At 50.4% G+C, this 15078-nt stretch carries 7 protein-coding genes; 5 read left to right on the top strand and 2 right to left on the bottom strand.

All coding sequences use genetic code 11. The features are described from left to right. Nucleotides 1-33: 33 nt before the first annotated feature. The gene (gene dnaX, locus MJO52_RS04090) at nt 34-2028 is read right to left on the bottom strand and encodes a DNA polymerase III subunit gamma/tau (protein WP_252084679.1); all 1995 of its coding nucleotides are present in this window, start codon (nt 2026-2028) and stop codon (nt 34-36) included. Nucleotides 2029-2263: 235 nt separating this feature from the next. On the opposite strand from dnaX, the gene MJO52_RS04085 reads away from it, so the two are divergent. The 5 genes from MJO52_RS04085 (at nt 2264) to MJO52_RS04065 (ending at nt 13716) form a co-directional block, all read left to right on the top strand. Continuing rightward, nucleotides 2264-2791 (top strand): RNA polymerase sigma factor, encoded by a 528-nt coding sequence (locus MJO52_RS04085; protein ID WP_252084678.1) that lies wholly within the window; start codon nt 2264-2266, stop codon nt 2789-2791. Nucleotides 2792-3080: 289 nt separating this feature from the next. Next, on the top strand, nt 3081-4124 hold the full coding sequence (locus MJO52_RS04080; RefSeq protein ID WP_252084677.1) for a FecR family protein: 1044 nt from the start codon (nt 3081-3083) through the stop codon (nt 4122-4124). 112 nt (nt 4125-4236) lie between these two features. Continuing rightward, on the top strand, nt 4237-7146 hold the full coding sequence (locus tag MJO52_RS04075; protein WP_252084676.1) for a TonB-dependent receptor: 2910 nt from the start codon (nt 4237-4239) through the stop codon (nt 7144-7146). A 337-nt stretch (nt 7147-7483) separates the two neighbouring features. Beyond that, nucleotides 7484-10477 (top strand): TonB-dependent receptor plug domain-containing protein, encoded by a 2994-nt coding sequence (locus tag MJO52_RS04070; protein WP_252084675.1) that lies wholly within the window; start codon nt 7484-7486, stop codon nt 10475-10477. A 527-nt stretch (nt 10478-11004) separates the two neighbouring features. After that, complete coding sequence (locus MJO52_RS04065) at nt 11005-13716, top strand: TonB-dependent receptor plug domain-containing protein (protein ID WP_252084674.1); 2712 nt, start codon at nt 11005-11007, stop codon at nt 13714-13716. 126 nt (nt 13717-13842) lie between these two features. Here MJO52_RS04065 and MJO52_RS04060 read toward each other — a convergent pair whose 3' ends face one another. Next, nucleotides 13843-14976 (bottom strand): tetratricopeptide repeat protein, encoded by a 1134-nt coding sequence (locus tag MJO52_RS04060; protein ID WP_252084673.1) that lies wholly within the window; start codon nt 14974-14976, stop codon nt 13843-13845. Nucleotides 14977-15078: the final 102 nt, after the last annotated feature.

Raw genomic sequence — 15078 nt, 5'->3', positions numbered from 1 at the left:
GCCCGGTTAGACGCCGGGTAACCAAAAACTCTATCAATTCGCCTTCGCCAGGGATTCAACAGTATCTGACACTAACTCAGCGCCCAGCTCGGACTGAAGTTCCTGAACCAGGGGGTCTGAGGTAAGGGCATCCCGCGCTGCTGCTAGGCGCGCATCGCGAGTCGCCGCAGCCAAACGTGCCGGCGTACTGCCTTGTACCTGCCCCACCTGAATCTGTGCAATAACCGGCTGCTGGAAAAAGTCTCCCAGTAAGTCCCCCAGGCGCCGCTGATGCACCTCGTCATAAAGACTGCTAAAAGATTCGTCCAGGGTAAAGGAAAGTATATTGTCCTGGCGCCCCACTAGCTCCAGATGCTGCGCGATCGAGTGCAATATGCCGCTGATGCCCAACTGCTTATAGAGTGCCGGCCAGCTACCTGATGTAAGGGCATCAAAGCGTGCCGGCGGCGCTTCAGCAACCTGAGCAACCGCTTCCGTTCTCGTGGGGGCCTGGTTTTCTAGCGCAGGGGGGGAGGCCTCGACTTCCGCTACGCGTTGGCGAAGTTCAGCTAGAACCCCCTCCCGCGAGCCAGAGGGCTGCGCGCTGGGTACCTCTAGTGGCCGCTCAACTATTGCAGTCTGGGCACCCAGTACTAACTCGCTGGCTTGTTCTGCATGGTATGGAGGCTGCTGGGGCGCGGGTTCTTCAAGTTTAGGAAGCATATCCCCTCTTGCCGGCACCGAGTTCTGAACCGGGCTTTCATTCTGCGCAGCCGCTATCGCTTCGGCATGAGGCCCTGGAGTTGGCACAGCCTCGGCACTCTCAGAGTGCTGAGGCACCACAACTTCAGACTTTTTTTCGGCGGCATTCTCCTGCTCGATAGGCGCCTGTTCTCTAGGAGCCGTCTGAGTTTGTGCACTAGCAGTTGTTTCAGGCAGTTCTGCCCTTGGAATTGTCGCTACGCCCTGCGGACGGAACGCCAGCATGCGCAACAGCGCCATTTCAAAGCCACTACGGGGATCTGGGGCCAGGGGCAGGTCACGGCGAGCGTGCAGGGTCATTTGATAGTAGAGCTGTATATTCTCTGGGGCTATACGACTGGCAAGCTGTCGTAGCCGCTCACCATCGCCCAGGGCGTTATCTATCGACTGGGGCAAAATCTGGGCGACCGCCAGACGATGTAAGTTATCGGAGAGCTCTGCCAGGGTGGCGCCAAAGTCTGGAGCCTGTTGAGCCAGCTCAGCGACAGTAGCAAACAACGTCGCCGCATCTTCTTCTGCCAAGGCATGTAGCAGTTTCCACACCAAGCCGGTATCGATGCTACCGAGCATGCCACGCACTTCGGCTTCGCTGATTTTGCCACCGCCAAAAGCGATAGCCTGGTCGGTGAGACTCATACCATCGCGCATACTGCCGTCTGCCGCGCGGCCTAGCTGCCAAAGGGCGCCCTCTTCAAAAGGCACCTGTTCCTCCCCCAGTACAAAGCGCAGATGCTCGACAATCCGCTCGGGGCTCATATTCTTAAGCTTGAACTGCAAGCAGCGGGACAACACAGTTACTGGCAGCTTCTGTGGGTCTGTGGTAGCGAGCAGGAATTTTACATGGGGCGGCGGCTCCTCCAGGGTCTTCAGCAGGGCATTGAAGGAACTGTTCGAGAGCATATGCACTTCGTCGATCAAATAGACCTTGTAGCGACCCCTGGTCGGAGCATACTGGACATTTTCCAGCAGCTCCCGGGTATCCTCCACCTTAGTGCGGGATGCCGCATCCACCTCAATCAGATCGACAAAACGGCCATCGGCTATCTCATTGCAGGCATTGCAATGTCCGCAGGGCTCTGAGCTGACACCCTCCTCACAGTTCAGGCATTTGGCCAGAATGCGGGCAATTGTGGTCTTTCCCACTCCCCGAGTACCGGCAAACAGGTAGGCGTGGTGCAGCCGGCCGTTATCCAAGGCATTGATAAGTGCCTGAAGCACGTGCTCCTGTCCCACCATCTCCTTAAAAAGACGCGGGCGCCATTTACGTGCCAGTACTTGATAGCTCATCCAGTCTCCGGTGCTCGGCACACCTCTGCCAACTTATATCTCAGCGCCTTTGGCGCGGGCGCCATTATACCGGCATAGACGACGAGGCATAGCGAATAGCAGGCTATCATCCCAAGAGATCGTTTCGCGCCACTCGTAGCCCAAGCCAACCTTGTGATATAACTGCGCCAGCTCGCACTAAGAACAAACAATTCACAACGATAAAGCGAGCCTGGGACGGGGAAAGCAATACGCAATGAATAAAGCCAGGAAGACACTTCTGGAGAGGCTATTTGCCGAGCACGGCCAAGCCTTGGTGCGCTTTGTCGCACGTATTGTCAAAAGCCCAGACGATGCCGAGGATATTGCTCAGCATGCCTACCTGCGCCTACAAAAACTCAGCGATGAAAAGGAGTTGGAAAACCCTCGCGCCTATCTCTACCAAATCGCAAACAATCTGGCTGTTGACCAACTACGTCGAGGCAAGCTGCATGTGGAGTACCTCAACCAGCAAGTCTCATTAGAGGGGGAGACTCACGGTAACGACCATACCGATCACCAGTCCCCAGAACGGGTTCTCGCTGCACGCCAACAGTTACAGTCCATCTATGAGGCAATGGATAAACTGCCACTGAAGTGCCGACAAGCCTTTCTGCTACATAGAACTCGCGGACTCTCTTATAGCGAAATCGCCCATGAAATGAACATCTCAGTGAGCAGTGTGGAGAAATATATTCTACAGGCACTAAAGGCCTGCCGGCGCAAAGTGGATTCCTCCCCGTAAACCCGAAGCTTCCATTCAGCCTCCTCACTAATTTTTGTTGAGGGGGGCACCTTCTCAGCCGTCTCAGTGTGCATGAGTGGAGCTTAAATCCTGACAAAACCTAAAAAGTGAGGCACTTTCAGAATTATTTGCTGCTACATGAGGCAGTTGCGTTGCGATTATTCTGTAGGAAGATCTTTACCTTCACCGGCATCGCAAAAGTCGGGCAGTTTTGAGTAAGATGCACTGAATTTTGAGACCAAAGTCCCACTCTTAAAGCGTTATTTAACCCTTAACTACCAGAGCAAATATGAACAGCAACCCCCAAAGTCAAACAAGCAATGAGAGCCTGGACCAGGCCTGTGCTTGGGTTGCTCGCTTACGCTCAGAGGCCATGAGTAGCGCGGAAAAGCATGAATTCGAAGCCTGGCTGTCAGCTTCTGAAGCTCATCGCCAGGCTTTCGATGAGGTGGTCGAGCTCTGGGGCGACCTGGGTGCCCTCGCCCATATGCCAATCGATCAACTGTTCCCTGAGAGTGTACCCAGCCCCCACACCCAAAATGGAAAAACTCAAGAAAAGAAAAGAGTACAACCTATTCATTGGGGACTACCGCAATGGTTCATCGGTGGCGGACTCGCCACCTGTGGTGTATTCCTCGCTGTCTGGGTTGGCCTGCAATGGCTAGGAAACAGCAAGACTGATCAACAAATTTATATCACCCAGCTAGGTGAGATTCGCACCATCAGCCTGCCTGATGGGTCCGAAGTAAAGCTGAACTCTAATAGTGAATTTCGCGTCAGCTTTAGCCGCAAGGAAAGACAAACGCAACTCCTTCGTGGAGAGGCCTTTTTTGACGTCGCTCGCCAAACTGCCCGCCCTTTCACCGTTGCCGCAGGCAGTGCAAGTATCCGTGTACTGGGAACCGAATTTAATGTAGAGCTGAACCCAAAGAATACCCGAGTATCGGTCACCGAAGGTAAAGTCTCTGTCAGTGAAACAGAGAAAACACCAGGCCTAACCCCCGACTCCGTTACGCTAATCAAGAACCAAAAGGTCAGCGTATCTGACCAAGGCCTCACCCAAGTCCAGCGCACCTCACCGGAAGAGGCGACAGATTGGACTCGCGGTATCCTGGTATTTGAAAGAACTCCCCTCAAAGAGGCCTTGCAAGAGCTAAACCGCTACTTAGCCACCCCTGTTGTCGCTGCACCACAAATCGAGGGGCGCCTAGTATCTGGTACTTTTGCCATATCCGACCCAGATAACACACTCGAAGCCATTACCACGGCCCTGGACCTTCAGCAGGACCGCAGTAACAACAACCTGACTATCTTGTCTCCCAAGCACAACTAGGTTATAACCGTCTCAAATGGCGGTCGTTTATTAAGCAAATAACCAACTCCCCGCCCACAAACACAATAGATACACCCGCTCAGTTAAATTCAAACTGCTGGGCGCAATAAAAATGGGCAATTTCTTGACGGTAAAGCACTGGGTTACAGCTTTTTTAGCACTCATGCTGTCGGCAAATAGTGCGGCCGATGCACTGTGCCCAAAGCCCAGAATCGAGCTTCCAGCGAGCTCTCTGCCAGAGGCCCTCATTTCTTTGGGAAGGCAGTGCCAAGTCTCTATTCTGGTACCAGCCTCCTCAGCTTCGTTATATCAACTACCTAAGCAGACACTGAGTACAGGGCAAAACCCATTTGAAGCAACAATTGAACAACTACTAGAAGGCCTTCCATTTTCCTATCACCGTATAGGCCCGACCTCCTTCGCGGTGACTCCAAATAAGGAGTCACCGCCTCGATCTGAACAGCACCCCAGCAAAGCACCTGAAGAAATCACAGTTACCGGCCAAAGCCTTACCGGCAGCCATTTGCGCCATTATCAGCTAGACGGCTATGCTCCTATCGACAGACTAACCCGGGAGCAGCTTGAACTTACCGGAGCGCAAACTGTTGCCGATGTACTCAAGTTTCTCCCAGCCATTTCGGGAAATTCCACCAGTACCTCAGTCAGCCAACAGGATGACGGCACAGCCACCGTCTCTCTCCGTTACCTTCCTGCCAGCAACACACTGGTCTTGATCAACGGCCGCCGCATAATTGGGGATGGTTACAACGGAGAGGCTACTGACCTCAACACAATTCCTTTATCTTTAGTCGAGCGTGTCGAAATCCTAAAAGACGGGGCTTCTGCAGTTTATGGATCGGATGCCATTGCTGGAGTGATCAACATTATCCTCCGCAAGGACTTCGAGGGCCTATCTATAGATAACTACTATGGGCAATCAGGTGCTGGCGATCGCGAAACCGAATCCCACCATTTAACCTGGGGGAGACACGGCGAGCGGGGTCATATCATGCTCAACCTGGCACAATACACCCAAGGCTCAATAATGAGCCGCGACCGCAACTTATCTGAGTCTGCAGACAGCCGAAATTTTGGTGGCACAGATAAACGCTCATCAGCCACCCCCGAAGGATTTATCGCGCTTGATAACGGTGCCACTCTGACCAGCCAAACCTCCAATAATTATCGGGACTGGTCCCTAGAGGATCGCTACAACTATAACGACTACACCTCTGCCGTCACTCCACTCAAAAGTAACTCTGCTTACCTATCTGCTAATTTTGACCTTTCAGACAACCTCCTTGTATTTGCCGAGGCAATGGGTCTACATACCTCTGCAGAGTCGACCAAAGCACCCTCCCCAGTCTTCACACGCTTCGATAACGGTGATTTGACAATAGCAGCAGATAACATCTACAACCCCTTTAACCAAACAATTACAGATGTTAGGAAGCGCATTACGGAACTAGGTCCACGCATTCAAAAAAACCGCACAGCCACCTGGAGACTCAATACAGGAATCAAAGGGGTCTACAACCAGTGGCATTGGGAACTGAATACCTCCCTGCAAAGGGCAAAAAAATCTGAAAAACTCAGCAACCTTATTAACCCCCTAGCGCTCTCTCAAGGCTTGAAGGGGCCCACCAGCTGCAATTCAAGCAACGACTGCACCCCTATCAATCTCCTCGGCCCCAGCGGCAGCATCCCTCAGGAACAGCTGGAGTTTATTCGAGGAACAAGCACTACCAACAGCCGCACGAGAATGGAATCTCTCACCTTTATCTCAGACGGATCCCTAGGGGAAACCAGAGCCGGAGAAATTTTAGCGGCAGCAGGATTCGAGATTAGACATGAAACTCTGACCAGCGACTCGAATGACCTAAACGGCCTTTCCTATATTGGTGGGCACTCCCCAGGAGCGACTCGAGGCTCACGCACCATTAAAGAAACTTTCGCCGAGGTCTCAATCCCAATTCAGGAAGAAAAACTCTGGCTCGATGGGGCCGTCCGCTTATCCAGCTATAGCGACTTTGGTAATACCTACAACCCCAAGCTCGCCATACGCTGGCAGGTTTTGGAAGACTTAAATCTACGGGTCAGCTATGCCAGCGGTTTCAGGGCCCCCACTCTTACTGATATGTATCAACAGGGCTATCAAAGTCAGGAGTTTATCTTTGACCCCTGTACCAGTAAGAGCGCAAGCACTTTAACTGGCTGCCCAGGGCAATCAGACAGCGCACGAATTCAGTATCTTACCGAGTTTGGAGGCAACCCCAACCTCACGCCTGAAACTTCAAAAACCCTTACAGCTAGCCTTGCCTGGACACCAGAGCATATAGAAGGGTTAAGCTCTGCAGTCGAATTTTTTAACATTCAACAGGAAGATGTCATTGGCAGTAACCCTCAGTTCCTGGTTGAGCAAAATGCCTATGCTGGGCTATTCAGCGATAGAGTATTGAGAGACGAGCAAGGTGAAATCACCAAAATTCTCGCAACAAGAATCAATAAAGGCCGCAGAACCATCCGTGGTTACGATGTTGCGCTTCGCTACGATCTACCCGAGGATGAGCATGGGCAGTTCAAGCTGGCTATGAACATAAGCCATATGCTGGACTACCTCAACCAGGGAGCCGCAGGACTGCCTGAAGAAGAACTGTCAGGCACTTTTGTAGACATCACAACTGGCGGGGCAGGCTCACTGCCAGAATTTAAAGCCAATGCGGGGATTTATTGGAGCAGCAACCGCTGGAAAGCTGGCTACACCGTACATTTCGTCGGTCGCACTAAGGAAACCTACGCTCTGAACGATAGAATCGTCACCAACGATATAGGCAGCTGGTTTAGCCATGATGCACAACTCGCCTTCAACCCCTCTAGCAGATTTCGATTCTCAATAGGAGTCAACAACCTGCTTAACACCCCACCTCCTCTTGCTGTAACGGCGACAGAAAATAACTTTGACCACCGCACTTACGACCTGACTGGACGGTACTGGTATAGCAGTTTCTCATTCAGTTTATAAGCTAACAAGTCAAGCCTACATACAAAAAATCGCTCTCCTCCTAACTGTCCATATCTCACCCCCCTAAAAAGCTGCACTTAACCTCCATCTAGCTTCAACATCCCCCCATAGATACGGATTACCTCTCTCGCTGAAGTCAATTGAAAACGCCCGTACAACCTGGCAAAACTGACATTGCGAATTATTGGAAAAAAAATGTGATTTTTATGGAGGGGTTCTTGATGCCAACCGTCTTTGAGTATGTTGGGAGAGAAGCGGCTACTTGGGGGTACCCGTTTCTAACGATCGCCATTCATGGCAAAAGACTATAAATCCAACGATCAAGAGAGGATTGACAATGAAAAAGAACCTCCTATCCGCAGCCGTAAAAGGGGCGCTGGGCCTCACCGTGGCAGCGATCATGGTTCCGACTATGCCAGCTTTCGCCCAAGAAGACGCGGAAATGGTAGAAGAAGTAATCGTAACCGGATCGCGCATTAAGCGTGCTGACCTGGACAGCTCCAGCCCGGTTACTGTACTTACTGCAGAAGATATGCAGGCTACCGGCATTACTGACGTTGGCGACCTGCTACAACGCTTGCCCGCCATGTCTGGCTCCCCAATTGGTACTACCACTAACAATGGCGGTTCTGGTGCAGTAAACGTTGACCTGAGAGGCCTGGGCGTAGTTCGCACTTTAACCCTGGTTAATGGCAAGCGCACCGTTGATGGTGGTGACTACCAAACCATCCCTGCGGCGATGATCGAGCGTGTTGAAATCCTCAAAGATGGTGCATCTGCAGCCTATGGCGCTGACGCCGTTGCCGGTGTTGTCAACATTATCACCAAAAAGGACTTTGAAGGGGTTCAACTCGACATTCAGTCCTCTGACTCATTTGAAGCTGATGCTGGTGGTCAGCAGTCCTTTAGCTTCCTTGCCGGCAAGTCATTTGATGGCGGCAACGTAGTCTTCGGGGCTGAGTACGTTAAGCAGAAAGAAATTTACCAGTCAGATGTACCCTGGGATTACTTCCAGAATTCATACTACATTCTGGATGGTGACGAGTTTGAGGCAAATGGGGCAACCAGTGGCTTCCCCCTTGGCTCCTCCCGTATCCCTGAAGGTCGCCTGCAGCGAGGCAATTTGACTCAGAGATTCTTTGACCTCAATGGGGATGGTACCGCTAATACAGCTCGATTAGTGGATCACGCAGGAAATATTAATTACATAACTAACGATGATGGCGATCTTGTTGCAAACAGCAAGTTTGTAGCCTCCCAAGGTAATCCTACCTTTGATCATGCCGACGTATTTATGAATGCGGGCAATGGCGTCGTTGAGTTTGACGGCCGTAGCTATAATTATGCCCCGGTAAACTATATTCAGACTCCTTATGAGCGAGTGAATATCTTTACTGAAGCTAACTTCGATCTTACAGATAACGTCAAGTTCTACTCTGAGTTCCGCGCAAATCTACGCACTTCAGCACAGCAGCTTGCTCCTCAACCTTACGCTTCAGGCGGCGATCCAGGCTACAATGGCTTCTATACTCTAGTTGACCCTCTCACCGGAAACCCACTTCGCGAAGTGAATGTTGGTACCGATGACGATCCAAACTGGGTTTACACTGACGACCAAAGTGCCGGCCGTGAGGTTGAAGCCTCATCCTATATCGGAATCTCTGAGGATAACTTTTACAATCCTTTTGACATGCCCATTATCGATGCTCGCCGCCGGGTAGTTGAATCCGACCGTCGTTTCGAGCAGGAAATTTCTCAATTCCAAGCCATCGCTGGCCTGACCGGCTCTATCCAAGAGTGGGACTGGGAAGTTAGCTACAACAAGGGATACCGCCAACGATCAGATCAGGATTTTGGTCAGTTTTATGGGCCTAATCTATCTAAAGCAATGGGTCCTTCCGCCGACCTTGACGGAGATGGGACTCCAGAATGCTATACAGATATTAACAACCCACAAACTCTGATTGAGGGCTGTGTACCAATCGATTTGTTTGGTGGTGCTGGCTCACTCACTGACGAGATGCTAGCGTATGTGGGCACTGTAGTCGTCGACAAGACCACTACCGAGCAAGATCAATTCATGGCCTCAATTACTGGCGATTTGTTCGAACTGCCAGCAGGTACCTTGGGCTCCGCATTTGGTTATGAGTATCGTCGCGAACATTACGCCTACCAGCCAGATTCAGCGAAAGTAGCTGATGAAGTAACAGGTAATACTGGGGCCGGAACTGAAGGTGGTTACAATGTTAACTCCTTGTTTGCAGAATTCTTTGCCCCTCTGTACGACAATGGTACTCAGTCTCTCGACATGACCTTAGGGGTTCGCTGGGATGACTACAGCACCTTCGGCGCTAACACTGTTTATCAAGTTGGCCTGGAAGCTCAGATTATCGATGGTCTAAAATTCCGAGCCACTCAGGGTGAAGTATTCCGTGCTCCAAGTATCATAGAACTCTACCGCGGCGTAACCGACTCCTTCCCCTCATATGATGACCCTTGTAACTCTGCCAATGTTGGTAAGTCTCCCGGCTGTGCCCAAACCGCACCTCAGACTGACACTCAAGTACTGGCGCGTGTAGGTGGCAACGAGAACCTCGATCCAGAAACTGGTGATACATTTACCGTTGGTTTTGTATGGACGCCTGAACTCCCCTACGGTGATATGTCTCTTACCCTGGATTACTGGCAGACCGAACTCGACGACATGATCGATAATCTTGGCGCTCAGTTCATTCTGGATGATTGCTATCAGAACGGAAACTCCGATGCTTGCTCATTGATTGTCCGCAATAATGATTACAGCATTGCATACCTTGAAGATACCTACCTCAATGTGGCCTCTCTGACTGCAAAGGGTGTAGATACTGAGATTCGCTACGGCTTCGATACAGACTTTGGCCGCTTCGAAACCTCTTTACTGTGGGTTCGCCAGCTGGAAAACAGCCGTGTGGCCTTTGCTGGAGCAGATACCGAAGACTACGTTGGTACAATGAACTCCGATTCAGAGACCTACGCAGAAGACAAAGCTAACTATGCCGTAAACTGGTACTGGAATGACCTTTCAGTCTCTTATCTAGGTGAATACATCAGCGGTATTAAAGCGGATGCTTCATACTCTGATTACACCCAGAAAATTGACTACCAGCTGTATCACGACTTAGCGGCTTCGTATAACTTCTCCCAAACTAATACACGCGTTTCTTTCGGTATCACTAACCTGACCAACGAAGAACCTCCGTATATTGATGCAGGCTTCAACGCAAGCACTGACCCCTCCGTCTACCGCTTGTTCGGCCGTTCCTACTATCTGCGCCTCTCTCAGGAATTCTAATTTCCTGATAACTGTGTACAGTTAGTACTAAGCCCCCAAGGCTTAGATGAAAAGCCCCGCTTTTGCGGGGCTTTTTTTTTCCACATGTACCAGTTAGCCACTCAACTAGTAAACTGCTGCATCACCACTCATCTAGATGAAAGCCCCCTCCCTAAACCCACTAACTGAACAAAACAGAACTTAGCTAGCCACCTGCCAACCTCAATTAACAATGTAATGTACTTACACAAACATGACTTACATCTGGCTGGTCAAGATTAATCTTAAAAAAATTAATTTATTAGCGATAAGCCAGGGAGAGCAACGAACTTACAAAAAACAACCACAAAGCGATATATCGAGCCTAACAAGATCAAAATTCAGCCAAAATGATCAGTGGCTGATGCTGTCAATTCATGCTAAATCGGACTAGTAAGCTGTCACAATAGTTCCATATTGCAGGATTTTCATTTAAAGTCATATTTGACAGGTTATCTTAATTAAAACTTATAGCCATAAAAGCACCTTAAGTATAAAAAGGTTCCACTATGATCAAGACCAAACTGAGCGTTGCCATTGCAGCACTGGGCACCATCGCCAGCTCTGGCGTTTTCGCCCAGGAATCTATTCCCGGACCAGAGGTTGAGGAAGTAGTTGTTACTGGTTCCCGCATTGCTCGTGACCCACTATCCACTACCGGCCCCATTACCCTGGTTGACTCTGAAGCTATCCAGCGCTCTGGTGTAGGCACCATTGATGAGCTGCTCAACCAGCTGCCATCCATGGGAACAACAGGTATCAATGCCAACGACAACAACGGTGGTGCTGGTCTGTCATTTGTGGACCTGCGTAACCTGGGTTCTGCCCGTACCCTAGTGCTGGTTAATGGTCGCCGTTTCGTATCTTCTAGCTCTGGTGTCGCTTCTGCCGTAGATATGAACAATATCCCGGTTGATATGATCGACCGCATCGAAGTTCTTACCGACGGAGCCTCCGCTGTATACGGCTCTGATGCGGTTGCCGGTGTAATCAACGTTGTTCTAAAAGATTCTTTCGACGGTGTTCGCATTAACGCCCGTGCAGGTGCCACTGAAGCCGGCGGCGGTGAGAATGGTGAGCTGTCTATTACCTTCGGTAAAGAATTCGATCGCGGGCAATTTATCGGTAACATTACCCATAGCAAACGCGATGAAATCACATTTAAAGACCGTGACTGGGCTGGATTAGAAAGCTCCATGTCACCAACCGGCAACATCTATACCGACTATGGTAAATTTGGTGTAGATAGTGATGGGAAGACATTAGGGGCCTTCTCCTACTATGATATCGGCCAGTACATGTGGCTATCCGGAGCCATGGAGCGCACCAGTTTTACTGGCAGCGGTACCTTCTCCATTACAGATGCAATTGAATTTTATGGTGAGGGTTCCTATACCAGCAAGACTACCAATCAGCAGCTGGCAGCCCAGCCCATGTACAATAGCAATGGGCTAAAAATAACTTCTGATAACTTACCTGCCGAAGTTCAGGCCCAACTTGCTGATGCTTGGCAGGAAGCTGAGGACGCCTATCAAATTGAATTGGCCGCCTATAACGCCGCGCTTGCTGAGTGGAAGTCTCAGGGCAGCCCGAAAGATCTGGAGCCTAGTGAACCGGAGGCATCTCATGGTGACTCTTGGCAAGCAGGACTAACCGATGTTCGCTTGCGTCCGGTTGCAGGTGGCACCCGAGACTCTGAACAGCAGACAGAAACCTATCGTATTCTTGGCGGCCTTCGCGGCGACCTAGCTAATGGCTGGGGCTGGGATACTTTCGTGAGCTACGGCAAGAACGAAGGGGAGAATACTGTTGGTAACTCCATCAATAAAACGCTGATGCAGCAGATCCTTGATGGCACGAGCGGTATTGCTGAAGAAAATATTCAGCTCCTCGGTGGAATGAGTGATGAAGTCATCGATTACATCAGCTACACCGACCGTGAAGATAATGAATATGAAATGCTCAATTTTGGCGCCAGCTTAACTGGTGATATTGAAGCAATTCAATTTCAAGGTGGTGCTTTAGGTTTTGCTAGTGGCATTGAATACCGTAAAGAATCTGGTGAGTTCAATCCAAGTGCTGAAACCCAAAGTGGCGCGACCTACAGCAATCAGCAGGATGCTACTTCTGGCGACTTTGCAGTTACCGAGGTATTTGCTGAGTTCAACCTGCCGATCTTATCTGGTGCTAAGTACGCAGACGAATTATCTGTTGATGCAGCTGTGCGTTACTCTGACTACGATACTTTTGGTGGTCAAGCAACCTACAAGTTAGGCGCAGTTTATGCACCAACTGAAAATCTGCGCTTCCGTTCCAGCTTGTCCACGGCCTTCCGTGCACCGGGCATTTATGAACTTTATAGCGGCACCGCACAAAGCTACGAAACTCTAATTGACCCCTGTGACACCAGTAAAAGCAACACTAAGGGACAAGGAGACCACTGCGGCGATCTCAGTTCCAGCTTCCTACAGGCAGGTAACCAGATCGCTACCAATATCGGCGGAAATCAGGACCTACAGCCGGAAGAATCTACCAGCTTTACCGCAGGTGTTGTCTGGACTCCGGCCTTTACTGAAGATTTGTCCATTACTTTGGACTACTTCAATGTAGAGATCAAAGATGCAATCACCTCTACAGATCTCCAACAGCTGCTTGATGACTGCTATCGCTCAGGTATAGCCGCTGCATGTAGCGAAGATCTGGTACGACGTGATAGCACCGGTCAAATTGTCCACCTGGAAGGCTCTCTGCAGAATATTGGCGAAATCAATACCAGTGGTATAGATATCGATATCGTCCAGAACTTCCACTACGATACTGGCAAGCTGGCTTTGCGTGCTCAAGCAACACACTTGCTTGAGTACGATGTATACGACTCCCAAACCAAACAAACTACAGATAACGTAGATTACATTGGTACAACTGGTGATGCATACACCAAGTGGCGTGGCCTTGCCAGTGCAACCTGGTATGCCGATAACTGGGACTTCGGTGCTGACGTTCAGTATATTGGCGACGGTCACAGCCCTTATCTGGACATGCCTTCTCACACCTACCTGAACCTGAAGGCCGGCTGGGATGTGAACGAGGCTATGCGTTTGACTGCCGGTATTGATAACGTAACTGACCGTGAGCCAGCCACTACTTCTGGTAGCAACTGGAACGCCACTTACGACTATCAGGGCCGCTATGCCTGGGCTGGTGTTACTTACCAGTTCTAATTAGCGAATCTCGCAAGTCAATAAATAAGAAAGGGGCCAATCTGGCCCCTTTCTTTATTTAGCAATTTAGCATTGAATTTTAGTACGCCCTTGTACTTAACACTTAATTACAAGTAACAAAAACCCTCACTCACTCTGCATTATCAGATGCAATTTTCGCTGATAGGCGTTGACTGTTGAGGGACTAGTCACCAACGAGAAGGCCTCTTCAAAGCTCTCCCTTGATGCCGCCATTTCCCCAAGCTGATATCTGGCCAACCCGAGCAGAAAGTGGAAGCGATGATCACCCTCATAATGCGATACAGCTCTGCGCAAGCGGCGTTCGGCCCGCTTGAAGTCCCCCTGCTCATAGGCCTCCCGTGCCTGGTAGAAGAGATAATAGGGATTACGTCCCCGGTGGTAGCGGGCACGCTTGGCGTATTCATCGGCAAGTGCTTGCTGGCCGTTGTATCGGTAGAGACGCTCCAGATTGCTGATTGCAACGAGGTTGCTGCTTTTTAAATGTAAGGCTTGCTGGTAACTTTGCTGCGCCTCGGTTAGAAAACCGAAGTGGCTGTACAAGGCTCCCAAGTTGGCCCATAAATCACTCCTTTGTGGACGCAGCTCCAGAGCCTTGCGCAGATATAAAAAGGCTTGCTCTCTCTCCCCTTCACGCATCAACTCAACTCCGCGATTACTGTAGAAGAGAGCAAAAACCGTCGTGTCATCCAGGATGTGCTGATCGTAAGCAGGGTCATAAACGGCAAGGTTGAAGTCGACTACACGACGACCGCGGGAGCTTTCCGATACCATATTCACATGTCTGTAAACGACGAAGGTCTCAGCCTCATCGTGGCTCCAGACGGGAGGCACTTCTACCTGATTGAAGGAAGCCTCAGCCCCTAATTCCCTGGCCATCGCCACCATCATCAGAGTGAAGGCTAAGCAGTTACCCCGTGCCAGCCGATAGGTTTCCATGGCTGTTAAGGTAGCGCTTTCATCATACTCCACAGTGAAGTCGCGCAGCTCAAAGGCCCGTATCAGGGCTGCCAAACGACTTTGCGGGCTGGCATTTGGAGCTAACTCTTTCAAATAAGCGCGTATCTCTGGGTCTAACCCCAGAAGATCTTCTTGCGGCAACTCCTCCATGGAGACCGTTCTGCCCAGCAAAGCCTCACCGCTCAAGGCATCTTCCAAGTCAATTGGCTGAATATGACCAGACGGTAGCCTCGCACATGCACTCAAGAACAGGAGCAGACTTAGCAGCAATAGGGTTTTCATTGTTATTTTCCCCTTAAAATTCCATGTTACGCAGGATTTACCACTTATCACGCTGCAATGGAAGCACCTGATTACCATTTCTCTAAATTGTTCCACAACGGT

The organism is Microbulbifer variabilis, assembly GCF_023716485.1.
Taxonomy (GTDB): Bacteria; Pseudomonadota; Gammaproteobacteria; order Pseudomonadales; family Cellvibrionaceae; genus Microbulbifer; species Microbulbifer variabilis_B.
Note: the sequence above shows the minus strand (reverse complement) of the source record. Positions and strands in the feature narration are given on the sequence as shown.

Bases quoted from the DNA above. Each gene is read 5' to 3' on its own strand.
- dnaX (WP_252084679.1), bottom strand. From the start codon at position 2,028: ATGAGCTATCAAGTACTGGCACGTAAATGGCGCCCGCGTCTTTTTAAG.
- MJO52_RS04085 (WP_252084678.1), top strand. From the start codon at position 2,264: ATGAATAAAGCCAGGAAGACACTTCTGGAGAGGCTATTTGCCGAGCAC.
- MJO52_RS04080 (WP_252084677.1), top strand. From the start codon at position 3,081: ATGAACAGCAACCCCCAAAGTCAAACAAGCAATGAGAGCCTGGACCAG.
- MJO52_RS04075 (WP_252084676.1), top strand. From the start codon at position 4,237: ATGGGCAATTTCTTGACGGTAAAGCACTGGGTTACAGCTTTTTTAGCA.
- MJO52_RS04070 (WP_252084675.1), top strand. From the start codon at position 7,484: ATGAAAAAGAACCTCCTATCCGCAGCCGTAAAAGGGGCGCTGGGCCTC.
- MJO52_RS04065 (WP_252084674.1), top strand. From the start codon at position 11,005: ATGATCAAGACCAAACTGAGCGTTGCCATTGCAGCACTGGGCACCATC.
- MJO52_RS04060 (WP_252084673.1), bottom strand. From the start codon at position 14,976: ATGAAAACCCTATTGCTGCTAAGTCTGCTCCTGTTCTTGAGTGCATGT.